This is a genomic window from Acinetobacter sp. GWC1_38_13, from assembly GCF_001767535.1.
GTDB classification, from domain to species: Bacteria; Pseudomonadota; Gammaproteobacteria; order Pseudomonadales; family Moraxellaceae; genus Acinetobacter; species Acinetobacter junii.
The window spans coordinates 83,614-105,052 of record NZ_MELG01000081.1 but is presented as its reverse complement, the minus strand read 5'-3'; the positions used below and the strand labels follow the sequence as shown (position 1 = coordinate 105,052).

The 21,439-nt window shown below is 39.4% G+C and carries 26 protein-coding genes and 1 riboswitch; of the genes, 18 read left to right on the top strand and 8 right to left on the bottom strand.

The window, feature by feature from the left end; genetic code table 11:
- From A2003_RS08500 to A2003_RS08485, 4 genes are all read left to right on the top strand, one after another.
- The coding region (locus A2003_RS08500) for an MbnB/TglH/ChrH family RiPP precursor modification enzyme (protein WP_286687154.1) at nt 1–745 on the top strand (745 nt) is incomplete at its 5' end.
- Nucleotides 742–1,473, top strand: a complete 732-nt coding sequence (locus tag A2003_RS08495) for an HvfC family RiPP maturation protein (RefSeq protein ID WP_286687153.1) — start codon at nt 742–744, stop codon at nt 1,471–1,473. The genes A2003_RS08500 and A2003_RS08495, both read left to right, overlap by 4 nt.
- 16 nt (nt 1,474–1,489) lie before the next feature.
- The gene (locus tag A2003_RS08490) at nt 1,490–2,107 is read left to right on the top strand and encodes an RNA polymerase factor sigma-70 (RefSeq protein WP_286687152.1); all 618 of its coding nucleotides are present in this window, start codon (nt 1,490–1,492) and stop codon (nt 2,105–2,107) included.
- Nucleotides 2,101–2,292: a zf-HC2 domain-containing protein gene (locus tag A2003_RS08485; protein ID WP_004916718.1), complete on the top strand. Its 192-nt coding sequence runs from the start codon at nt 2,101–2,103 to the stop codon at nt 2,290–2,292. The genes A2003_RS08490 and A2003_RS08485 overlap by 7 nt, the downstream gene beginning before the upstream one ends.
- Nucleotides 2,293–2,370: 78 nt before the next feature.
- Here A2003_RS08485 and A2003_RS08480 read toward each other — a convergent pair whose 3' ends face one another.
- Nucleotides 2,371–4,083, bottom strand: a complete 1,713-nt coding sequence (locus A2003_RS08480; protein ID WP_286687151.1) for an electron transfer flavoprotein-ubiquinone oxidoreductase — start codon at nt 4,081–4,083, stop codon at nt 2,371–2,373.
- 187 nt (nt 4,084–4,270) lie between these two features.
- Between A2003_RS08480 and A2003_RS08475 the strand changes: the two genes are divergently transcribed.
- From A2003_RS08475 to A2003_RS08455, 5 genes are all read left to right on the top strand, one after another.
- Nucleotides 4,271–4,882: a DUF1285 domain-containing protein gene (locus tag A2003_RS08475; protein ID WP_004916713.1), complete on the top strand. Its 612-nt coding sequence runs from the start codon at nt 4,271–4,273 to the stop codon at nt 4,880–4,882.
- A gap of 44 nt (nt 4,883–4,926) precedes the next feature.
- The gene (gene murI, locus A2003_RS08470) at nt 4,927–5,799 is read left to right on the top strand and encodes a glutamate racemase (RefSeq protein WP_004958706.1); all 873 of its coding nucleotides are present in this window, start codon (nt 4,927–4,929) and stop codon (nt 5,797–5,799) included.
- A 110-nt stretch (nt 5,800–5,909) separates the two neighbouring features.
- Nucleotides 5,910–6,938 carry a DUF4062 domain-containing protein gene (locus tag A2003_RS08465; protein ID WP_004957594.1) on the top strand — a complete coding sequence of 343 codons (1,029 nt, stop codon included), beginning with the start codon at nt 5,910–5,912 and terminating at the stop codon, nt 6,936–6,938.
- 69 nt (nt 6,939–7,007) lie between these two features.
- Nucleotides 7,008–8,024, top strand: a complete 1,017-nt coding sequence (gene hemH / locus A2003_RS08460; RefSeq protein WP_004916701.1) for a ferrochelatase — start codon at nt 7,008–7,010, stop codon at nt 8,022–8,024.
- 30 nt (nt 8,025–8,054) lie between these two features.
- Entirely contained in the window at nt 8,055–8,699 is a 645-nt protein-coding gene (locus A2003_RS08455) for an MBL fold metallo-hydrolase (RefSeq protein ID WP_004916699.1), read from the top strand.
- Here A2003_RS08455 and A2003_RS08450 read toward each other — a convergent pair.
- Nucleotides 8,696–8,887 carry a DNA gyrase inhibitor YacG gene (locus A2003_RS08450; protein ID WP_004916696.1) on the bottom strand — a complete coding sequence of 64 codons (192 nt, stop codon included), beginning with the start codon at nt 8,885–8,887 and terminating at the stop codon, nt 8,696–8,698. The genes A2003_RS08455 and A2003_RS08450 overlap by 4 nt on opposite strands.
- A 90-nt stretch (nt 8,888–8,977) precedes the next feature.
- On the opposite strand from A2003_RS08450, the gene A2003_RS08445 reads away from it, so the two are divergent.
- The 5 genes from A2003_RS08445 to A2003_RS08425 all read left to right on the top strand — a co-directional run bounded on the left by A2003_RS08445 (nt 8,978) and on the right by A2003_RS08425 (nt 13,369).
- On the top strand, nt 8,978–9,622 hold the full coding sequence (locus A2003_RS08445) for a class I SAM-dependent methyltransferase (protein WP_502685952.1): 645 nt from the start codon (nt 8,978–8,980) through the stop codon (nt 9,620–9,622).
- The gene (locus tag A2003_RS08440) at nt 9,615–10,817 is read left to right on the top strand and encodes a TIGR03862 family flavoprotein (RefSeq protein ID WP_286687149.1); all 1,203 of its coding nucleotides are present in this window, start codon (nt 9,615–9,617) and stop codon (nt 10,815–10,817) included. Before A2003_RS08445 ends, A2003_RS08440 begins: the two co-directional genes overlap by 8 nt.
- 118 nt (nt 10,818–10,935) lie before the next feature.
- A complete protein-coding gene (gene dctA, locus A2003_RS08435) occupies nt 10,936–12,210 on the top strand; it encodes a C4-dicarboxylate transporter DctA (RefSeq protein WP_286687148.1) in 1,275 nt (424 codons plus the stop codon).
- A 113-nt stretch (nt 12,211–12,323) separates the two neighbouring features.
- Nucleotides 12,324–12,737: a GFA family protein gene (locus A2003_RS08430; RefSeq protein WP_004916686.1), complete on the top strand. Its 414-nt coding sequence runs from the start codon at nt 12,324–12,326 to the stop codon at nt 12,735–12,737.
- Between the two features lie 23 nt (nt 12,738–12,760).
- Entirely contained in the window at nt 12,761–13,369 is a 609-nt protein-coding gene (locus A2003_RS08425; RefSeq protein WP_004958726.1) for a flavin reductase family protein, read from the top strand.
- 42 nt (nt 13,370–13,411) lie between these two features.
- Here the strand turns inward: A2003_RS08425 and A2003_RS08420 are convergent, their stop codons facing one another.
- Complete coding sequence (locus tag A2003_RS08420; RefSeq protein ID WP_004958735.1) at nt 13,412–13,744, bottom strand: HopJ type III effector protein; 333 nt, start codon at nt 13,742–13,744, stop codon at nt 13,412–13,414.
- A gap of 139 nt (nt 13,745–13,883) precedes the next feature.
- Between A2003_RS08420 and A2003_RS08415 the strand changes: the two genes are divergently transcribed.
- From A2003_RS08415 to A2003_RS08405, 3 genes are all read left to right on the top strand, one after another.
- On the top strand, nt 13,884–14,732 hold the full coding sequence (locus tag A2003_RS08415) for a DUF2071 domain-containing protein (protein ID WP_125272802.1): 849 nt from the start codon (nt 13,884–13,886) through the stop codon (nt 14,730–14,732).
- A gap of 76 nt (nt 14,733–14,808) precedes the next feature.
- Nucleotides 14,809–14,875, top strand: a riboswitch (Fluoride riboswitch).
- A gap of 117 nt (nt 14,876–14,992) precedes the next feature.
- Complete coding sequence (gene crcB / locus A2003_RS08410; protein ID WP_004916675.1) at nt 14,993–15,373, top strand: fluoride efflux transporter CrcB; 381 nt, start codon at nt 14,993–14,995, stop codon at nt 15,371–15,373.
- 15 nt (nt 15,374–15,388) lie between these two features.
- Nucleotides 15,389–15,721, top strand: coding sequence for a DUF190 domain-containing protein (locus A2003_RS08405; protein WP_151805514.1), 333 nt, complete (start codon nt 15,389–15,391; stop codon nt 15,719–15,721).
- A 94-nt stretch (nt 15,722–15,815) separates the two neighbouring features.
- Here A2003_RS08405 and A2003_RS08400 read toward each other — a convergent pair whose 3' ends face one another.
- From A2003_RS08400 to A2003_RS08385, 4 genes are all read right to left on the bottom strand, one after another.
- Nucleotides 15,816–16,070 carry a type B 50S ribosomal protein L31 gene (locus tag A2003_RS08400; protein WP_004916670.1) on the bottom strand — a complete coding sequence of 85 codons (255 nt, stop codon included), beginning with the start codon at nt 16,068–16,070 and terminating at the stop codon, nt 15,816–15,818.
- 142 nt (nt 16,071–16,212) lie between these two features.
- The gene (locus tag A2003_RS08395) at nt 16,213–17,505 is read right to left on the bottom strand and encodes an ABC1 kinase family protein (RefSeq protein WP_286687147.1); all 1,293 of its coding nucleotides are present in this window, start codon (nt 17,503–17,505) and stop codon (nt 16,213–16,215) included.
- Between the two features lie 182 nt (nt 17,506–17,687).
- Nucleotides 17,688–19,037: an MATE family efflux transporter gene (locus A2003_RS08390; protein ID WP_286687146.1), complete on the bottom strand. Its 1,350-nt coding sequence runs from the start codon at nt 19,035–19,037 to the stop codon at nt 17,688–17,690.
- A 36-nt stretch (nt 19,038–19,073) separates the two neighbouring features.
- Nucleotides 19,074–19,535, bottom strand: a complete 462-nt coding sequence (locus A2003_RS08385; protein WP_099949258.1) for a DMT family transporter — start codon at nt 19,533–19,535, stop codon at nt 19,074–19,076.
- A 136-nt stretch (nt 19,536–19,671) separates the two neighbouring features.
- Between A2003_RS08385 and hemW the strand changes: the two genes are divergently transcribed.
- Nucleotides 19,672–20,826 carry a radical SAM family heme chaperone HemW gene (gene hemW, locus A2003_RS08380; RefSeq protein WP_286687145.1) on the top strand — a complete coding sequence of 385 codons (1,155 nt, stop codon included), beginning with the start codon at nt 19,672–19,674 and terminating at the stop codon, nt 20,824–20,826.
- Between the two features lie 46 nt (nt 20,827–20,872).
- Here the strand turns inward: hemW and A2003_RS08375 are convergent.
- Nucleotides 20,873–21,439: carboxypeptidase-like regulatory domain-containing protein (locus tag A2003_RS08375; RefSeq protein WP_286687144.1), on the bottom strand; the 567-nt coding region annotated here is incomplete at its 5' end.

Genomic DNA, 21,439 nt, shown 5'->3' with positions numbered 1-21,439 from the left:
TCGACATGCGAAACTTCTAGCTCAGTGTGTAGAAAAATCTCCATTAATTTGTCACGGACTATCTTTGTCGATTGGTGGTCCTCATCCCTTAAATATTGATTTTATTCATCAAATCAAAAAATTCTTAGATGCTTATCAAGTCGAGATTTATTCGGAACATCTGAGTTATACCAATGATGGTGGCTATTTATACGATCTCTTGCCTATCCCAATGACTGAAGCTGCTGTGAAGTATGTAGTGGAACGAATTTCTCAAGTTCAAGATATTTTAGGGCGAAGATTAGTATTAGAAAATGTTTCTACGTATCTTATGCCGAATGCTGAAATGTCCGAGGCAGACTTTGTCCGTGAAGTCATCACACAAGCAGATTGCGAATTATTGTTGGACGTGAATAACGTTTATGTAAATAGTATCAACCACCAAGCAAATGCTTATGCTTTCATTGAATCTATGCCGAAACAACGTATTCGTTATTTACATATAGCAGGGCATGAACAGGTGAGTACAGATTTACTCATTGATACTCATGGTACTGAAGTATGTGATCCCGTTTGGGCATTGTTGGAATACACATATCAGGTTTGTGGTGTGAAACCAACGTTATTAGAGCGCGATTTTAATATCCCAACATGGCAGCAACTTCAGAGTGAATTGAATAAGATTCAGCAGTTACAGCATCAATATTCAAATCAACATACACTAATCCCAATGAGCCAGAATTTGGTCGATGGGGTGAATGTATGAGTATGAATGAGCATACTTTTCAGCAGACCCAACATGATTTTTGTAACTGGCTGCGTGATCCAAATTCAGTAAAAGCAGTGCCTTTTGCTTTGGATCGTATGCAAGTTTATCGAGAACTGTTGTTCAACAATGTTTGCTCATTTATCAATTTGGTTTATCCGGTGGCTCGATCTTTATTGCCTGAGCAGCAATGGCAACAGTTACTGGTGGATTTTTTTCGAGAATCTCAGAATCAGTCTCCGCTTTATAACGATATCTCGTTGCAATTCAGAGAGTTTCTCACAGAAAAGCAGCATCCTATTTTATTTGAATATCCGTGGCTTGCTGAGCTATTGCAATACGAATGGCTTGAACTGTACTTGGATACACTTGAAATTGAAGATGTTACTTTGAATGCCGAATTAAATTGGCAGCTGACTACACAAGTTTGGGTGTTGGTGTATCAATATCCTGTTTACCAGTGGTCAATCAATCAAATTAACATAGATCCCGCTCCAAGTGCCATCATGGTTTGGCGAAACAAACATCATCGGGTTTGTGTTGAAATATTGACTCCATTAGCAGCTTATCTAATTGAGCAATTAGCACAACAACCATTGCCGCGAATAGCACTCGCTGAGTTTATCCAGCAAATAATTCCTGATCTATCGTTCAGTGAAGTGAATACTCAACTGGATGAACTTGCAGAAGATTTGATCCGCTTAGAATTGTTATACAAACCAGACTAGCACAGTGAGAAACGCGATGCCTGAAATGACAACATCGAATGCTAATGCATCGCAGCAACTGTATAACGATGATTTTCTGATAGAACTACGACAACAAATGATGAAATTTGCAGTATTGCAACTTTCTTCATTTCATCAAGCTGAGGATGTTGTGCAAGAAGCTTTAGTCAGTGCTTTACAACATTCAGGTTCTTTTTCTGGTCGCTCTGCATTTAAAACATGGGTATTCGCTATTTTAAAAAATAAAATTGTTGATCTAATTCGTCAGAAGCAACGTTTAGTCAGTATGTCTGAATTGTTTGATACGGAAGAAAATGAGCGAAGCGTGGATGAGTTGTTTGATGCTTCAGGGCATTGGCAAAAATCAGAAAGACCAAAAGCATGGTTGAATCCTGAGGAAATGATGGAGCAGCAAGATTTTTGGATGATTTTCGATACCTGTTTGAATCATTTACCAGCAAAGTATGCACAAGTGTTTATGTTGCGGGAAATGATAGAACTTAGTTCAGATGAAATCTGTGAGAAATTAGAGCTAAGTATCTCAAACTTGAACGTTCTAATGTATCGCAGTCGAGCCAGACTACGTGAGTGCTTAGAAAACAAATGGTTACTTCAGGAGGATTGTTCATGTTGACGTGCCGAGAAGCGACCCAATTGCTTTCAGAAAAACAAGATCGGACACTGAACTTCAAAGAAATGAGTGCTTTACAGTTTCATGTGGTGATGTGTAGTTCGTGTCGACGTTTTGGCAAGCAGATGAAGAGCTTAAGTTTGTTATCAAAACAATATAAAAAATTTGATGAAAAACAGAAAGATTAAAATAAGAAAGCCTCATATTTCATGAGGCTTTCTTAGCTTAATTCGTACTAAAAACTGAGTTTCAGCACAAATTAAAAATTACATATTCGGGTAGTTTGGACCACCGCCACCTTCTGGCGTTACCCATGTAATGTTCTGTGATGGGTCTTTAATATCACAAGTCTTACAGTGTACACAGTTCGCAGCGTTGATTTGGAAGCGTTTAGAACCGTCATCATTTTCCATCACTTCATAAACACCAGCAGGGCAATAACGTTGAGCAGGCTCATCCCATTTTGGTAAGTTTACGTTGACTGGAATAGATGGATCAGTCAGCTTCAAGTGAGCTGGTTGATTCTCTTCGTGTACAGTATTTGAAATAAAGACAGAAGATAAACGATCAAATACTAACTTACCATCAGCTTTCGGATAGTTAGGTTTGAATGTTGACGCATCTACAGTTTTAAGTGCAGCAAAGTCTTGTTTTAAGTCATGTAATGTAAATGGTACTTTAAAGACATTTTGGTCAATAAAGTTGAACGCACCACCAATCCATGTACCAAACTTATGCATCGCTGGACCAAAGTTACGCGCTTGATATAACTCTTCTTTTAACCAAGAGTTGTTATATTTATCTGTATAAGCAGTTAACTCTTTAGCAAAATGATCAACGCCTTCAAGTACACGAGCAATGGCAAGATCACCACCTTTTGCTACACCAGCAGCGATAGCTTCAAATACAGCCTCGCCACATAACATGCCTGACTTCATTGCAGTGTGTGAGCCTTTGATTTTTGAGAAGTTCAAGAAACCAGCATCATCACCGATCAAGCAACCGCCTGGGAATGTTAGTTTAGGTAAAGAGTTGAAACCACCTTTCACTACCGCACGCGCGCCGTAAGAAATACGCTTACCACCCTCTAGGAATTGCTTAATCGTTGGGTGTGTTTTCCAACGTTGCATTTCCATGAATGGATACATGTGAGGGTTTTCGTAAGATAAGTCTACAATCATACCCAAAGTAACTTGGTTATTTTCAGCGTGATATAACCACCAACCACCTGCAGAACCTGTCTCAGACAAAGGCCAACCCGCACCATGCATTACAAGACCAGGCTTGTGTTTTGCAGGATCGATTTCCCAAAGTTCTTTGATACCAATACCATAATGTTGTGGATCAGCATCTTTATCTAAGTTGTATTTAGCAATTAAACGCTTACCGAGGTGACCACGGCAACCTTCAGCGAATAAAGTATATTTCGCATGAAGTTCATAACCAGGAGTAAAGTTGTGTGTTGGCTCACCATTTTTGCCAATACCCATATCACCTGTCTGGATGCCTTTTACAGTACCATCTTCATGATAAAGTACTTCAGATGCAGCAAAACCAGGGAAAATAGAAACTTCTAATTCTTCAGCTTTTTGACCTAACCAACGAACAACGTTACCAAGAGAAATGACATAGTTCCCTTCGTTGTGCATTGATTTAGGAACCATCCAATACGGCATCTTTTGTGCTTTAGTATCAGATAATAAGAAATAAGTTTCGTCATCCGTTACAGGAACATTCAGCGGAGCGCCTTCTTCTTTCCAGTTCGGGAACAATTCATTCATGGCACGTGGTTCAAGTACAGCACCAGAAAGGATATGCGCACCAACTTCAGAGCCTTTTTCAACCACACAGACTGAAAGGTCAGGTAGGTTGTTTTCAATCGCTAATTGACGAATTTTAATCGCAGCAGATAAACCCGCAGGTCCAGCGCCTACGATCACTACGTCAAACTCCATCGCTTCACGTTCGATGTGTTCCATGTAGGACTCCTCATATTTTAAGGGTGGCAACCGTAATCATTGCTATTCGGTGCTGCCATGAGTGTTCTGAATTGCCAAGCACAAAACTATCTATTGCGCTTGCAAACGTTTGGGATAGTATAGTTTTAAACCTTGATCTCGCCAATTGGCTGAGTGGTCATATTTTCCCGTCAGCAAGGCATAAACTATGATAAATGAAAATGATTCTCCACAGAATACAGGAAAAATCGTGTTGTCTGATGATAAAAACTTAATGAACATTGCACAATACTTAAAAGATGTACAGCAAAGTCACAAAAGGTCAATTCCACCTTTAGACCAATGGCATCCAAAGCATTGTGGCAAAATGGATTTGAAAGTAAAAGCCAATGGTGAGTGGTGGCACGAAGGTCAATTGGTTAAGCGTCAGGCACTCTTAGATCTGTTTAGTAAAGTGCTTTGGAAAGAAGATGGAAAATTCTACTTAAAAACACCAGTTGAACAGATCGAAATTGAAGTTGAAGATGAGCCTTTACTCATCAATCAAGCTGATCAAATAGAACTAGATGGAAAAAAATATCTACAACTTACGACCAGTAATCAAGATGTCGTCATTGTGGATGAACAGCATCCGATTTTTATGCGTGAATATGCAGGTGAGTTAAGACCTTATGTTCATGTTCGATTTGGAATCAATGCCTTGATTCAGCGTCAAAGTTTTTATCATCTCGTGAATTACGGCACTTTGTCTGAAAATTCACAAGGTGAAGCTGTTTTAACATTAAAAAGTGGTGATTTAGTCTTGCATTTGAGCACCTGAGGTTTAATCTTTAACAGAGATATTTCACCACTACGTTTTCGTGTATGACAGCTGTTCAACCTATCGCAGAGTTATTAAATCCTATGCCTCATGCATCCTCAGATGCTCCGATAGGTGTATTTGATTCTGGGATTGGAGGCTTGTCGATTGCTCAAGAAATTGCCTCTCATTTACCCAATGAGCGCATTCTTTATTATGCTGACACCGCTCATGTACCTTATGGGGCGCGTTCTGATCAAGAAATTCGTGAGCTAACAGCAAAAGCAATTGAATGGCTTTATAGGCAAGGTTGCAAAATCGCCGTCGTTGCTTGTAATACTGCATCAGCATTTAGTTTGGATTATCTGCGTGAACATTATGGTGAGCATTTTCCGATTGTAGGCTTAGTGCCAGCGTTGAAACCTGCTGTACTTCAGACGCAATCAAAAGTCGTCGCTGTGCTAGCAACACCTGCAACGTTTCGTGGTAAGTTAATTAAAGAAGTCATGCTTAAGTTTGCTGAGCCTGCAGGTGTGAAGGTTTTAACTGTTACGAGCCTCAAACTTGTGCCTTTTGTAGAGGCGGGAGAGCAGATGAGTGAAGCATGTTTAGTTGAGCTTCATAATATTTTGCAACCAGTGGTAGATCAGGGTGCAGATTTTCTTGTACTAGGCTGCACTCATTATCCATTTTTGAAAGATGCTATTCGTCAGATTTTTAATGAAAAGTTAAAATTAATCGATTCAGGACAAGCAGTTGCGCGACAAACAGCGTATATTTTAATAAAAAATAGGTTATTATGTGACAAAATAAGTCATAATATTACACGTATTGAATGTTTCGTTAGTGGACAGAATGCAGTCGAGTTACATCCCGTAGTTCAGCATCTTATGTCGTCACAATTGACGTGGACAATCAATAATTTGGATGAAGTTTAGATATTAAGCTCGACTCATACCATATTTAAAATTTTATTTGGGGTTATCTGTTAATAGGTTTTTGGGCGGTTTAGCTTAAACTTATGGATAAGTGAAGTGGGGCACAGGCTATGCAAGATACTCGTTATCAAGTCTTTATTTCTACGTCTGGCAATGAAATGCAACCAGAGCGAGCAGTACTGACTCAAACTTTGGTGGGAATGGGCTTTTTCTCTTGGGGCTTGGAACAACGCACGCCATTGAGCACATCGATCGCCCGACGTCAAATTGATGACTGCGATTACGTAGTGATTTTGCTTGGCAGCCAGTATGGTGAACAATCTGTTTCTGGCGTAGGTTATATGCATTTAGAGTATATCTATGCGATGACCAAGCAAAAACCTGTGATTGTATTTATGCATGAAGATCCCGACTCTCGTGACTTACAACTGCAAGATAATAAACCTGAATTAAAAGAAAAATTTAAAGAGTTTAGAAAACAGCTACAGCATGATGTTGATCAAATATTTACATATCGTACCTTAAGAGATTTGGAACTAGCTGTTCGTTCGAGCATGCCACAAATGTTAGAGCGTTATCCTGTGGTAGGTTGGGTACGTCCTCAGAACACTCAAGTTTTACAAGATGAGATCGATAGTTTACGTGCCAAACTAAAACAACTCGAAACTGAGATGGGTAGTCGCGAAGCAGATCCAATTTCAATGTTACCTAAGGTTTCAATGCATGAGCTTTATTCTTTTGAATATCGTATGCATGCCTATCAAGATGGTAATTTTAAAGACATCAAAACGTTCCGTAAATTAACATGGGCACAATTGCTCAATGTACTTGGTTCATCTTTTGTTAGTCCAACTCCTGAAGAATATTTTTCAAAACGTATGAATGAATATTTAAATGAAACAGGTTTGGAGGATGCGCGTAAAGAGATGCCAAGAGCACACGCCGTTTCAAGAGCACAGATCAATATACGTGCTTTGCATGAGATAAAAATGCAAATGCGTCAGAATGAATGGATTGTACCTACGGGACGTGATGATCGCCAACGTATGTTATGGCAGCTGACGCATAAAGCTCAAAAGCTATTGGAAAGTAATGTCCTAGATAGTAATCGGGTTTTTCAATTTAAAACAATGCATTAAACCAATTTAAAAAAGAATCATAAAGCTGCTAAAGTAATTGAAGAAATTCAGCTATAGCGGAAACGATCTATGTCAGCGACACCAAAACCAAAAGTCACTGTGATTTTAGCAAATTTAGGTACGCCCGACGAAGCGACTGCACCAGCAGTACGTCGTTTTTTGAAGCAATTTTTATCTGACACGCGTGTAATTGAAATACCAAAATTTATTTGGTGGGTGATTCTACATGCTTTTGTTCTTCCATTTCGCCCAAAACGGGTTGCTCAAGCGTATGCCTCAGTTTGGTCAACTGACTCACCAATGCGTGAAATTGTTCTCAAACAAACACAATTGATAAAACAGCGTTTGCTGGATGAAAATCATCAATTTGACTTAACGGTTGTGCCTGCCATGACTTATGGTCAACCAAGCATTTATGCAGTATTTGAGCAACTTGAGAAAGTGCCTCAAGAGCATGTGATTTTATTACCATTATTCCCGCAATATTCTGCGACATCGACTGCACCTTTATATGATGCTTTTGCACGATGGATTCCAAATCAGCGCCATTTGCCTGGAATAACCATGATCAAAGATTATTATCAGCATCCATTATTCATTCAAGCTTTGGTGGATAGTGTGCTTGCTTATCAAGAGCAGCACGGAAAACCTGAAAAATTATTGATGTCATTTCATGGTATTCCTCAGCCTTATGCAGACAAAGGTGATCCTTATGCAGATCGTTGTCGTATGACCGCAAAACTGGTTGCTGAAGCATTGCATTTAAATGAAGATGAATGGGCAATCAGTTTCCAATCTCGTTTTGGTAAACAAGAGTGGGTTAAACCTTATACCGATGTTTTATTGGAACAATGGGGACAAGCAGGGGTTCGATCTGTACAAGTGCTGAGTCCTGCTTTTTCAGCAGATTGTCTGGAAACATTAGAAGAATTGGCAGTTGAAAATAAAGAAACTTTCCAACACGCTGGTGGTGGAGAATATGCTTATATTCCTGCATTAAATACTGACCAAGCACATATAGATTTGCTTGCAAGTCTGGTTCAGGCTAATCTTGATGCTCTTACTCATACCTTAGCTCATCGTTAAGACGATCTTCTTTCACGCCAGAGGTTTTTTATGCTGCAAGTCAAAATTGTTCCTGTTACCGCATTTGCTCAAAATTGCTCAATTTTATGGGACAGTGAAAGCAAAGAGGCGGTTTTGATTGATGCAGGTGGCGATGCAGCAGTACTAAAAAAAGAAGTTGAGGCTTTGGGTTTAACCGTTAAAGCATTATGGTTAACTCACGGACATCTTGATCATGCTGGTGCTGTAGGAGAATTGGCTGAAGCTTGGAAAATTCCTGTGATTGGTCCGCATAAAGAAGACCAATTCTGGTTAGATATGATTCAAGAAGTCTCAGCACGTTATGGTTTCCCAATTCCCCAACCTGTTAAAGTCGATCAGTGGTTAGAAGGTGGTGAAACCTTAAAACTGGGTGAAGACGAGTTCGAGGTGCGTTTTGCACCAGGACATACACCTGGTCATGTGATGTTTTACAATCAAAAGCATGGTTTGCTTTGGACGGGTGATGTGTTGTTTAAAGGCTCGATTGGACGTACAGATTTTCCAAAAGGAAATCATCAGCAGTTACTCGATTCGATTAAAAGAGAATGCTTTAGCTTACCTGATGAAACTCAGTTTATTTCGGGTCATGGTCCAATCAGCACAATCGGTTACGAGAAACAATTCAACCCATTCGTTGCAAGTAAAGCTGGCTAATCCTCGTATTCATCTTCATGACGTTTATCGCCTGCCTGAGGTGCGTCTTGGGTAGGCAGTTTATATTCATCGTTTGCCCAAGCCCCTAAATCAATCAGCTTACAACGCTCTGAGCAAAATGGGCGAAATTCATTACCTTCCCAAGTGCTGTCTTGTCCACAACGTGGGCAGGGGAATGTACGTGGCATAGAAAATTCCTACATCAAAAACAAATAGATTAGGCAAAAGCAAAGTGAATTGTTAGACTTATGCCGATTTCTAGATAGTTTGATGTGAATATGTCGATTCGTCAATTTCAAGCGCACCGAATGCAAGCACCACGTGATTTTCAGGTGATTCCGAATAAGCCGATTTGTGTTGAAATCGGTGCGGGTAAGGGTAAACATGCTTTACTGTTCACAGGGCAAAATCCGCAAACGACGTTGTATGCTATCGAACGAACTAAAGAAAAATTTTTAGCGATGCAAAAACAGCATCAGCTTGAACCACGTGAATATTTATACCCGATACATGCTGATGCTTTGCCTTGGGTCGTACATGCTTTGCATCCTGCACAGGTAGAACAATTTTTTATTCTTTATCCAAACCCAGAACCCCATAATCCAGCACAGCGTTGGTTAAATATGCCGTTCTTTGAGTTTTTACTTTCACGTCTTCAGCCGAATGGCACCATTACTTTAGCGAGTAATATTGAAGAGTATATTGATGAAGCTGAACAGCAATTGATTCAATTGTGGAAGTTGCCTTATGAAAAGCAAAAAATAGCAATAGACTCTGCACGTACACATTTTGAAGTCAAATACTTGGAACGTGGTGAACTTTGCCAACAGTTGATCATCACCAAGCCTGAAAATTATTCGACTCGTTTTGATGATTTTGCACCTTTGCAAGGTCAAAATGCTCAAGAGCAATCTGATGTCTAAACGTATTGCGATTATCGGTGCTGGCCCAGCAGGTTTGATGGCTGCTGAAGTATTGAGCCAATATGATTATCAAATTGACGTTTTTGAGCAGAAGCCTTCAGCAGCGCGTAAGTTCCTTATGGCTGGGAAGACAGGTTTGAATATTTCTCATGCTGAGCCAATCGATACTTTTATTCAACGCTATGATCACGCAGTGTGGTTAAGTCCATGGGTGAGACATTGGGACGCGCAGTGGATTCAAGACTGGATGAAAGGTTTAGGCATTGAGTCCTATGTGGGGAGTTCAGGGCGAATTTTCCCGACCGAGATGAAAGCAGCTCCTTTACTCCGTGCTTGGCTAAAACGATTGGCAGATGATGGGGTGAAGTTTTATTATCGTCATTGTTGTGTCGATGTGACCAAGAATCAGTTAACGATTGAAAACCAAACAGGTCGCTATACTGATCATTATGATGCGATTGTGTTGGCCTGTGGAGCTGTTTCATGGTCACAATTAGGCAGTGATGGTGCTTGGCAGCAATGGTTGTCTGAAAATCAAATTGAACCCTTTCAAGCCAGTAATGCAGGTGTATTGAAAGCATGGTCACCATTTATGCAAGACTGTTTTGGACAACCACTTAAACGCGTTGATGCATGGGTGAATGCAGAAAATAAAACGCATGGTGATATTGTGATTACTCACTATGGTTTTGAAAGTGGTGTGATTTATAAATTAGGGCGTGATTTAAGAGCTTTGAATCATCAAAAGCAACCTTTCATATTGCATCTGGACTTATTGCCAGATGTCAGTGCCGAACAATTAGAAAAAAAATTACACAGCAATAAAAAGCAATCCCTAACCAATATTTGGCGAAAAGCAGGCTTAGATCACGTCAAAATTAATCTGTTACGTGAAGTCACGAATAAAAGCATATGGTCAGATGCAAAAGAGATGGCTCAGCAGATCAAGAACCTGAATATTTCACTTGATGGCTTTCGTCCAATCGAAGAAGCCATTAGCTGTGCGGGTGGTGTTAAACAGATCGCTTTGTCTTCTCAATTACAGTTGCAATCAAATCCTTTTGTGTTTTGTTGTGGTGAAATGCTGGATTGGGATGCACCAACAGGGGGATATTTACTCACTGCTTGTTTTGCAACTGGGCGAGCGGCAGGAACAGGAGTACATCAATACTTAATATCTGACACTCTAAGATAATGTTTTAAAAAGTGTTTATAAATTTAATGTATTTTTCATGTTTTAAATAACGCGATTTTTATCTATTGGCGAGTTTCTTGCAAAGTTGAGATTTGTCTTTTTGATATATGAATATTCAATGTTGCAGAGATTCAAATCTAGTCTATTTCTTCAAGTCATTTTTGCGTTAATTCTCGGTATTATCATTGGAATCAGTTTTCACGATTTTTCTTTAGCTTTAAAACCGCTAGGTGATGGCTTTATTGCACTGATCAAGATGCTTATTGCGCCTATTGTTTTCTGTGTAGTTGTACTTGGATTGTATGGAGCAAATGATCTTAAAAAAATGGGGAAGGTTGGCGCAAAAACGATTTTATATTTTGAGATTGTGACCAGTATTGCTTTGGTTTTGGGAATTGTGATTGCATATGTCTTCAAACCTGGCGTTGGTATGAATATTGATATCACCCAGTTAGATGGAAAGGATTTAAATGTTTATACCGAACGTGCGCACACGATGAGTTCGGGATCAGATTTCTTATTACATATTATTCCTAAAACATTTGTAGATGCTTTTGCTCGTGGCGATATTTTACAAGTTTTATTGATCGCTATTTTGTTTGGTGTCTCTTTACTCATGATTCCAAAGCATTTGGCGGAGTTGGTATGTAAAGCAATCGAAGCTTTTTCTGAAGTGTTTTTTAAGATGATGGCTTTAATCATTCGTTTGGCACCAGTTGGGGTATTCGGTTCAGTCGCTTATACCACTGCTAAATTCGGATTAGATTCATTGGTTCAGCTTGGCTATTTAGTCTTATTGTTTTATGTGACTTGTATTTTGTTTGTACTAATTATTTTAGGTGGAATCCTGAAATTTACAGGTTTAAATATATTTAAATTTCTAAATTATTTTAAAGCAGAACTATCTATTGTATTGGGAACTGCATCCTCCGATTCAGTGTTGCCTCAGATAATGAAAAAGTTAAAAAATCTAGGAATTAAGGATTCCACTGTGGGTTTAGTGATCCCAACAGGCTATTCTTTTAATCTAGATGGATTCTCTATCTATCTAACTCTTGGCGTTATATTTATTGCCCAAGCTTGCAATATTGATTTATCGATGCATGATTTACTTGCAATTTTATTGGTTCCTTTGGTGACTTCGAAAGGTGCACACGGTATCTCAGGTTCTGCACTAGTGATATTAGCTACAACTTTGTCTGTCATACCTGGTCTTCCAACGATTGGCTTGGTGTTGTTATTGTCCGTTGATTGGTTTATTGGGATTGTACGTGCTTGTACGAATTTGATCGGAAACTGTGTGGCAACGGTTGCGATTGCTCATTGGGAACAGGATATTGATCATGCACGTGCCCAAGCTGTATTGGATCAAAAGATTGAGTTGAATTCCTAGATTAAATCACTATCTGAGACAATAAATAGTTTCTTAAAAATAGCATTTCTAATTTGCATGGAGCTTATATCTAGCCTATATTTTTAATGGAAAATTCATCAAAGGAATGTGCAATGTCTCAAACTTTACCTGTATATCACGGCAGTTGTTTGTGCAACGGTATTCGTTATGAAATCCATGGCGAAATTGGAGATATTGTGCAATGTCATTGTCAGCGTTGTCGTAAAGCCAATGGCACAGCTTATGCCACAAATGCTCCAATTAAAGTAAGTGATTTTAAAATTACGCAAGGTGAGCATTTACTCAAAAAATTTCAATCCACTGAGACGACTCAACGTTGTTTTTGTACAGATTGTGGCTCACCTATTATAAGTATTAAATCAGATATACCTGAGTTTTATCGCCTAAGAATAGGTACTCTGGATACCGCTATTCAGCAAAGACCAACCATGCATATTTTTGCTGCATCAAAAGCAGAGTGGGACTGTATTGCAGATGATTTACCACAATATGTTGAGCGACCATAATCGCTTTAGGTTGAGGATTAAACATGATTTTTGAGACGGCATCGTTAAGCCCAACGGAAGTGTATCGACTTTTAGTCGGTGGGATTACCCCTCGACCAATTGCATGGATCAGCACTTTATCTAAAGATGGTGTCGCCAATATCGCCCCTTATTCATTTTTTAGTGTGGCGAGTTGTAACCCGCCGATCTTATGGTATTCACAAGTGAACCCACAAAGTGGACAGGATAAAGACACTCTTCGAAATCTTATTGATACCCAAGAGTGTGTGGTACATATCGCTGATACAAAACTACTTGAGAAATTGAATTTGTCTTGTGCATCATTAGCTGCTGAGCAAAGTGAATTTGAATATGCTGAGATTGAATCTTGTCCAAGCTATTCAGTACAACCCTTATCTGTTCAAGACTCTTTGGTTCGTTACGAGTGCCGCTTAAGAGAAATTTTAGAGTTCAGCACACTTCCCTCTGGAGGAAAAGTTGCTTTACTCGATGTTCAAGCGATTTATGTAGATGATCGAGTCTGGAATGGAACGATGATAGACCAAGAAAAATTAAACAGTCTTGGAAAAATGGGTGGTGATTTTTATAGTTTAACTAGTGATCTGCGTAAATTATCGAGACCGCAAGTTTAATCGAGATTCAAAAAAGGAGGTTTTAATCCCTCCTTTTTTAGATTATTTTACAGACAATGCCTGACCTTCAAATTTCACACCATCCCAGCCATTTTGCATAAACTGACGAATATTTTGGTGATCTGTTCCTTCAGGTGTTGCGAGCACAGATGCATAATGTTCCGCAAATAAACTTAAAGTATCTGCTTGGTTTAAACCTTCTAATTGAGCAAAACTAAAGACTTTTGCACTTCCTTGGTTTTCAGTTGCAGCATTAAATTGAGCGCCATTTTGAAAAGCTGTAGGCGTGTGTTGATAACGAGCTTCAATAAAGGCAATAACATCAGCAAATTTTGCAGAACCATCTTTCAGTTGTGCCAATAAGGTTTGAGCCATTTTAAAATTCCATGTGCATAAAATGAATGTGAGCATCATACCATCGAATCAAGAAAGTTGATGTTTGATGCTGTGGAAACTAGACCGAATAGGGCAAGCTGTTTATGCTGTAAAAGATAAATCAAATGTATAAATAATAATGAATCGACATCATTTTAGGGTGCCTAAACACAAGCCTTTCCTCCGTTATTTTAGCTTGCTGCTTAGCTGTCAATTTATCTTACCTGTGCGCCGCTTTTTCATGCGTCTATTACCTTTTATACGATTTGAAAGTCAGGTCAGTCATATTGTGTATTTATCATGGTTAGTCGATATCGAGCAGGTTCGAGAACGCTATCCTGAGCCGGTTCATTTGTGGGAAAGACTGGGCAAAACTGTTTTTACCATTCTCAGTTACCAACATCATCATTTTGGCTTTCGTTTTCTTGGTCCATTTCGACGTTGGATGCCTTCTCCTCGACAAAGTAACTGGCGTTTTTATCTCAATGATACGGCACCTAAAACGGTCATTTTTGAACAGGTTTTGATTGACCATGCTTTATATGTTGTTGGTGGTCGTCTTGCAAGCGATGTAATGCCTGCCCAATATGCTGCAAAGTTCGAGCATCAATTTGATTCTAAACAGCAGGCTATTCAGACGGAGGTTTATCTAGATCAAGATTATTCTTTTAAGAGCCATGTCGGTATTCGACAGGAAAAAAGTTTACCTGCAACATGGCAGAATTTATTTGATTCATGGGCGGATGCTGTGCATTTTCTAGTTGATCAAGATCATGCATGGGCAGAGTGGGTTGATCAACCCCAACGAATGTCGCAAGGTGATATTCAAATGCCAGTCTGCTTCGAGCAAATTCAAGCCGCAGAAGTGCTTGCTCTAAGCCCCCCTGAACTGCTAAAGCAGTTCCAAATAGACGCTGATGCAGATGTTTTTGCTTTTGTAATTCCTGCTCTAGATTTTCACGTCTTGAATGAAAAAATATTAAATTGAACATCAAGTTGTGGATAACTGAAGCGTTATACACAGGAAAAAACATAGGTTGAGTTGTTCAAAATCTATGTTATTTTAGGATTAAGGAGATGGCATTCCTCCTTTTACAAACCGCCAAACTGGCTAATGATGCCTACGTTGTCCTGTACGGGGAGCGTAGGTTTATGCGCGCTCTGTTTATCTTCTGGAGTCCGCAGATGGCAAAAGTACTCGCTATGTTTAATGCATTACTGTCTCCAAATCTGAGTTTGGAGTAAATCATGTACTATCCACTTATCTCAATTGCATTAGGATCAATCTTAGGTGCTTGGCTACGTTGGTTGATTGGTTTAAAGCTCAATCCTATTTTTCCAGCGATTCCATTGGGTACAGTCACCGTAAATTTTATTGGTGGTTTTATTATTGGATTTGCAATTTCATATTTTTCACAAAGCGCACTTAGTCCAAATTATAAGTTATTTGTGATCACAGGGTTTTGTGGTGCATTAACGACTTTTTCAACCTTTTCAGCAGAGATCATTGCATTATTGCAACAAGGTAAGCTCAGCTATGCTGTTGCTGCGATTGTTATTCACGTGATTGGTTCACTCGTCTTTACTTTGATTGGCATGAGCTTGCATCAGTGGTTGAGTGCTGCGTAGTTCGGGAGAGAACTTATGAATGGATTCTTAATTACCTTTTATGCTGAACGCAGTCGAATGTACCAAGGTCAACCGATTGTTGAATGGTTATTGTCCGTTGCCCAACAAATGAAGTTGGGAGGTGCAACAGTCATAAATGCAACACATGGTATGGATCATCGTGGGCAAATTCATTCTGCAGGATTTTTTGAGTTGGCTGATCAGCCTGTTCAAATTCAATTCGCCGTGAATGATGAACAGGCTAGAGTGTTGTTTGAATGTCTTGAGGATAAAGCGATTTCTCTATTTTATGTCAAGCAGGCTGTTGAATATGGTGTGATTGGGCAATCATCACTGCGAGATGGATGACAAATTTTTGACATAAAAAAAGAAGTCTAAGTGGAGGAGATATAACCTTAGACTTCGAATGCTTCTAATGTACAGCGTCAAACTTAAAATAAGATTAAGCTTTACGACTAAAACGACCAAATCGTTTATTGAAGCTCGCAACACGACCTTCGTTGCTTGCTTGACGTACTTCGCCTGTATAAAACGGATGTGATGCGCTTGAAATATCTAGAGTCACATAAGGGTAAACTTGACCTTGATATTCTTTAGTCTGTTTGGTTTGGATCGTGCTACCAATCAAGAAGTAAGCATCGGCATTGGTATCGTGAAATAGTACTTGTTGGTAAGCAGGGTGAATATCTTTACGCACTTTTAAGACTCCTAAAATTATATGGAAATGTTATAACATAACAATATATGAAGTCAATTTTGAGTATTTCAAGTTTTGATTTGAAATGACAAATAGATTTTCGTCTTTCGATTAAGCAAGGGACACCAAGTTTTTAAGAAATTTAACTAGGTACGAGTTCTTCAAATAAATCGTTCAGATTGTCATGCACTTTGAGATGAATGAGATTCCAGTAATGTCCAGATACCGTACGATTCACCATCAATGTATCAGGAGAGGGTTTAAATACATCCCAATATTTTAAAGATTTTTTCACTAGGCGCATGCCATCGTGATGTGAAGAGTTTTCTGCAAAATCATAATGTGTACTGAGCGGACGTAATAAAATTTCAATCCATTGACTATAAAGTTCGTCAGGGAACTTTTCTTTTTCAGCCAATGCCTTTAATTCGACTAATAAGTCTTCAACTTGAGCAATATTCTCTTGTCGAGCAGCATTGACGAGAGATTTAAAATGTTGAACGATTTCAGGCGATAAGGTTTTTACACTGCCATAATCGTAAATAATTACGCTACCATCTTCTCTAAATGCAAAGTTACCTGGGTGTGGATCGCAATGAAATCGTCTTAAAAAGAAAATTTCTTGTCCGAGCGCACGTACGATTCGACGACCAATTTGATTGCGTGTTTCGACGGACCACGTACTCGCCGTTTCAATTGATTCACCTTTTTCATAACTGAGTGTGAGTACACGGCGAGATGAATAGTCTTTATAGACGGTAGGTATAATCACTTGTTGATCGAGTTTTTCATGGAAGGTTTTAAATACTTCTAGGTTCTGGGCTTCAATTTCATAGTTCAATTCAGCTGATAGACTGTCTTGGATTTCTTTAAAAAGTTGATCTTGAAGTTTTTTATCAATTTTTAATACGCCCATTAAACGTAAAGCAAGGCGAACCTGTTTTAAATCGCTTTCACAAGCTTGATCGACACCAGGATATTGCACTTTAACTACCACTGCTTGCCCATTCGGCAAAATAGCACGATGCACTTGACCGATGGATGCTGCTGCAAATGGTTCGATTTCGAAAGAGCTAAAAATTTGGTTTAAGGGTTTGCCTAACTCTTTTTCGACTTGCTGCTGGATCGCAGCAAAAGGCATGGCAGGGGCTTGGCGTTGTAACTTAGCAATCGCTTTGGCGACTTCTGGTGGAAAAATATCTTTGTATTGAGAGGCAATCTGTCCGACCTTCATTACAGCACCTTTCATTTCTCCAAGTGTATCGGCGATTTGAATTCCGATATCTTGGAAAAGTTGGCTACGTGCTGCATTTTTTTGTTGTTCATCGGCAGTGAGATTTCGAATAGAGTTAGCCACGCTTTTGCTTGCAATACTTGCGGTCATGCCTGCCAGTTTTAAAAAGCGTTTACCGGAAGAACTCGCATGCTTTGCCATATTCGTTAGACCTCAATTGTTTTATCTCAAAGGAGTATCTTGATCATAGGGTACAAAACTTAAATTGCCTATAAGAAAATGTTAAGTGATGTAAGTCATTATTTATGAGTAGGTCGATAATAAATGGAAAGCTCAGTTGTTAGAGCTTTCCATACCATGAATACGTTAGAAACGAATATTCTTTATAGTGTTTTCTCTAAGCGTTGATTGTTTAAATACAAACGACCAATCAATAATACACAAGCAATCGTTAAGCCAATAATCAAACCTAGCCAAACACCTGCAACACCCCAAATCGAATAACGAGCTAAATACAAACCGATTGGGAAAGCAATCACCCAGTATGCCATCAGTGTAATCCACATCGGCGCTTGCGTGTCTTGCATACCACGTAGGCAGCCTGCAGCGCTTACTTGCCATGCATCCATTAATTGGTATGCCATTGCAAACCATAGCAGATACATCGCCATGGGGATCACATCTATATCATTGGTATAGATTGCAACGATATATGGTCGAGCAGAGGCAATCAGAAGCATGGTGCACAATGCAAAGAATGTCGCACTCATCAATCCTACTTTCTGTGCTTGGCGCATAGCTTGCCAATTCTTTTCCCCATAATACATTCCGACCCGAATTGTTAAGGCAATCGCTAAGGATAAAGGAATCATAAACAACTGAGATGTGACTGAAATTGCAATTTGATGTGCTGCAATCGCATTTTCTCCCAGTGGTCCTAATACCAAAGCACCTGTGCTAAAAATACTGACCTCAAAGAAAACCGCTAAGCCAATTGGAAAGCCAAGTTTTAAAATTCGTTTAACCCAAGTTGGGTCTATGTTTTCCCATTGCGTAAAAATAGGAGCTTGTTTATATGCACTTGCTTTAGAAATGTATATTGCAAGTGTAATGAACATTAACCATTGTAGAATCGCTGTCGCAAAGCCACATCCAGCACTGCCTAGAGCTGGAATTGGCCCAAAGCCATACATGAAAATGAAGTTTAGTGGAATCAGTACTAAGAGTGCCAATAAACTGATTACTGTGACTGGGCGAGGATGTCCAAGCGCTTCTGAATAGCTACGTAAAGCTGCATACATCATTACAGCAGGCATACCAAAACCAATCGCATGTAGGAATAGGCTGGCTTTCGGGAGGAGATGCTCTGGTACGCCAAAGTAAGGCAACAAAAGTGGCATACATTGCAAAATAAACATTGCAACGACACCTAGAATCAATGCTACCCATAAAGATTGACGTGCGATAGTCGGAATTTTTTCAGGTGTTTTAGCACCACGTGCTTCAGCGACGAGTGGTGTGGTCGCAATCATAATCCCAGCAAACAACAGCATGATAGGAATCCACAGACCCACACCCACAGCAATTGCAGCAAGATCGCCAGCAGAAAGATGACCTGCCATAATTGTATCAATCAAGCCTAATCCAGCTTGGGCAAACTGAGTGATTAGTATTGGTAATATCAAATGAAACAGTTGTTTTAATTCATAGCGCTTGCTGGTTGCTTGTAACACAAAAAATACTCTTATTGATTAAAAACGGAAGAAACCTTAGCGCTGTAAAGTGAGTAAAACGCCAATAAAAATAATGATACCACCGAGTAAACGCTGCCAGTTGATAGGTGCTTTATCTGTACCTAACCAGCCAAAATGATCGAGCAGCATAGAAATAGCGATCTGACCAAAAATAACTAATCCTGAAAATGTGAGAAAACCTAATTTTGGAGCAGTATAAATACTCATGCTAATCGCATAAACACCGAGAAATCCACCAATCCATAAATACCATGGAATGCTTGAAAGTTCATGTAAATTTGGTTTAGATGCATCCTGAAAATAGACGAGTGCCGCTAAAACAGCAGTACCGATGAGAAACGAAAGAAATGCTGCTTGAAGGGGAGAGCTTAAATGTTCTCTCAATTGTGAATTTATTGCAGTTTGAAATGCCATTGCAATTCCTACTCCAAAGGCTAAAGGCAGAAAGAGTAGCAATTGGCTAGAAATTTTCATCATCATCTCAATGTAATTGTTCTTCGTTATCTCAGTCTAACTGAATACTTACAGGATGATAAGCCGTGTCTACAGAACCAGCAACAGACTCTGTAAGAGTCATGTTAAAATAGCGATGTTCTGTCATTGAGCTTCTACTTTGAGTCTGTTAAATCCAATTAATATCCCACTTTCCTTGTATATCCATATGCCTTGGTGTGTGCGTAAGTGTCCTTACTGTGACTTCAATTCACACGCTGTGCCTGATGGTCAACTCTCAATGGATTTGGAACAGCAGTATTTAAAAGCATTGGTCGCTGACTTTGAAACACAAGTTGAAATGGCGCAGGGAAGATTAATTCATAGCGTATTTATTGGTGGTGGAACACCATCGTTGATTTCCGCTCAAGGCTATCAGTGGCTTTTTGACCAGCTTAAAGCACGTTTAAGTTTCTCAGATGATTGTGAGATTACCTTAGAAGCAAACCCTGGAACGGTAGAGCATGATCCTTTTGCGGATTATCTTTCTGTTGGGATCAATCGCCTGTCGATTGGTGTGCAAAGCTTTGATACAGAGCACTTACAACGCTTAGGTCGTATCCATTCCGCGCACAATGCTATGGATGCAATTCAGCAAGCTCGACAAGCAGGTTTTGAGCGCGTCAATGTAGACCTTATGCATGGTTTACCCTCGCAAACTGTCGAACAAGCTCTAACAGATCTTAAGTTGGCTGTGGAGCATGGTGCAACGCATATCAGTTGGTATCAACTTACGATTGAGCCGAATACGGTTTTCTTTCGAACGCAACCTGCTTTACCGCAAGATGAGATTTTGGAGCAGATTCAAGAACTGGGTGAAGCATATTTAATTGCGAATGGTTTTATTAATTATGAGGTGTCAGCATGGAGAAAAGAAAAGCCATCAGCCCATAATTTGAATTACTGGCAATTTGGTGATTATTTGGCGATTGGTGCTGGTGCACATGGCAAGGTCACAAGACCTGATGGAGTATACCGTTTCCAAAAAACGCGTTTACCAAAAGATTATCTTGCTAAAGTTCCTGCCGAACACCTACAAATGAAACGTATCGAGGCTGATGAGCTACCTTTTGAGTTTATGATGAATGTTTTACGTTTGAATGAAGGTGTTGCTGCTGAGCTTTATCAGCAAAGAACTGGTTTAGATTTAAATCACCTGCAATCACCATTGAGTAAATTACGTCAGAAAAAATTATTGCTTAATGATACATGTAAAATTGCTTGTACTGAGCAGGGACATATTTTTTTAAATTCAGTCTTAGAATCATTCTTATAAGATCAAAAACTCCCTTTAACGAGCATTGCTAAAGGGAGCACAAATATTAAAAATTAAAGTTTATGTTGTTTACATCCATCGTTGAAATCGTAACAGGCGCATTTTGAGTCGTTGCTTTTACTGTATCAGTCGCACTGATAGTGTATTGTCCATTTACGGTATTATCAGGAGTGAATACGATTGGCAATGTACCTGTGTATGGACCTAAATAAGGTGCACCTGTACTTAAGGATAAGCTATAGGCACCAGTGTCTAAAGTCGCATTGATGGTATTTACTGTATAAGTCGTACCACCACTAGTTTGTTTTGCATTGACTTTAATTAAGTCGCTGCTTGGAGTCGCTGTTCCACTAACACGATAGTGTGTTGCTACATTTGTATTAATCGGTAATGCTTGAGTAGAAATGGTGGTGGTTTGTTCAGCGGTGACTGGAACTGATTTAATCACTGCAGTTGCATATCCAGGAGCGGTTATAACAATGTCATAGTTGCCATTAGTTTTACTTTGGACAAGTGGCATTAATTTAAAGTCACCTGTCGCTGGTACAGGAGTACCTTTAATGATTTCACCATTTTGCTGTGCATAAACGGTTGCACCTGCTTGAGCAAGGCT

What these genes read in the sequence shown, in the direction of transcription:
- A2003_RS08495 (WP_286687153.1), top strand. Translation starts at nt 742, where the DNA reads ATGAGTATGAATGAGCATACTTTTCAGCAGACCCAACATGATTTTTGT.
- A2003_RS08490 (WP_286687152.1), top strand. Translation starts at nt 1,490, where the DNA reads ATGCCTGAAATGACAACATCGAATGCTAATGCATCGCAGCAACTGTAT.
- A2003_RS08485 (WP_004916718.1), top strand. Translation starts at nt 2,101, where the DNA reads ATGTTGACGTGCCGAGAAGCGACCCAATTGCTTTCAGAAAAACAAGAT.
- A2003_RS08480 (WP_286687151.1), bottom strand. Translation starts at nt 4,083, where the DNA reads ATGGAACACATCGAACGTGAAGCGATGGAGTTTGACGTAGTGATCGTA.
- A2003_RS08475 (WP_004916713.1), top strand. Translation starts at nt 4,271, where the DNA reads ATGATAAATGAAAATGATTCTCCACAGAATACAGGAAAAATCGTGTTG.
- murI (WP_004958706.1), top strand. Translation starts at nt 4,927, where the DNA reads ATGACAGCTGTTCAACCTATCGCAGAGTTATTAAATCCTATGCCTCAT.
- A2003_RS08465 (WP_004957594.1), top strand. Translation starts at nt 5,910, where the DNA reads ATGCAAGATACTCGTTATCAAGTCTTTATTTCTACGTCTGGCAATGAA.
- hemH (WP_004916701.1), top strand. Translation starts at nt 7,008, where the DNA reads ATGTCAGCGACACCAAAACCAAAAGTCACTGTGATTTTAGCAAATTTA.
- A2003_RS08455 (WP_004916699.1), top strand. Translation starts at nt 8,055, where the DNA reads ATGCTGCAAGTCAAAATTGTTCCTGTTACCGCATTTGCTCAAAATTGC.
- A2003_RS08450 (WP_004916696.1), bottom strand. Translation starts at nt 8,887, where the DNA reads ATGCCACGTACATTCCCCTGCCCACGTTGTGGACAAGACAGCACTTGG.
- A2003_RS08445 (WP_502685952.1), top strand. Translation starts at nt 8,978, where the DNA reads ATGTCGATTCGTCAATTTCAAGCGCACCGAATGCAAGCACCACGTGAT.
- A2003_RS08440 (WP_286687149.1), top strand. Translation starts at nt 9,615, where the DNA reads ATGTCTAAACGTATTGCGATTATCGGTGCTGGCCCAGCAGGTTTGATG.
- dctA (WP_286687148.1), top strand. Translation starts at nt 10,936, where the DNA reads ATGTTGCAGAGATTCAAATCTAGTCTATTTCTTCAAGTCATTTTTGCG.
- A2003_RS08430 (WP_004916686.1), top strand. Translation starts at nt 12,324, where the DNA reads ATGTCTCAAACTTTACCTGTATATCACGGCAGTTGTTTGTGCAACGGT.
- A2003_RS08425 (WP_004958726.1), top strand. Translation starts at nt 12,761, where the DNA reads ATGATTTTTGAGACGGCATCGTTAAGCCCAACGGAAGTGTATCGACTT.
- A2003_RS08420 (WP_004958735.1), bottom strand. Translation starts at nt 13,744, where the DNA reads ATGGCTCAAACCTTATTGGCACAACTGAAAGATGGTTCTGCAAAATTT.
- A2003_RS08415 (WP_125272802.1), top strand. Translation starts at nt 13,884, where the DNA reads ATGAATCGACATCATTTTAGGGTGCCTAAACACAAGCCTTTCCTCCGT.
- crcB (WP_004916675.1), top strand. Translation starts at nt 14,993, where the DNA reads ATGTACTATCCACTTATCTCAATTGCATTAGGATCAATCTTAGGTGCT.
- A2003_RS08405 (WP_151805514.1), top strand. Translation starts at nt 15,389, where the DNA reads ATGAATGGATTCTTAATTACCTTTTATGCTGAACGCAGTCGAATGTAC.
- A2003_RS08395 (WP_286687147.1), bottom strand. Translation starts at nt 17,505, where the DNA reads ATGGCAAAGCATGCGAGTTCTTCCGGTAAACGCTTTTTAAAACTGGCA.
- A2003_RS08385 (WP_099949258.1), bottom strand. Translation starts at nt 19,535, where the DNA reads ATGATGAAAATTTCTAGCCAATTGCTACTCTTTCTGCCTTTAGCCTTT.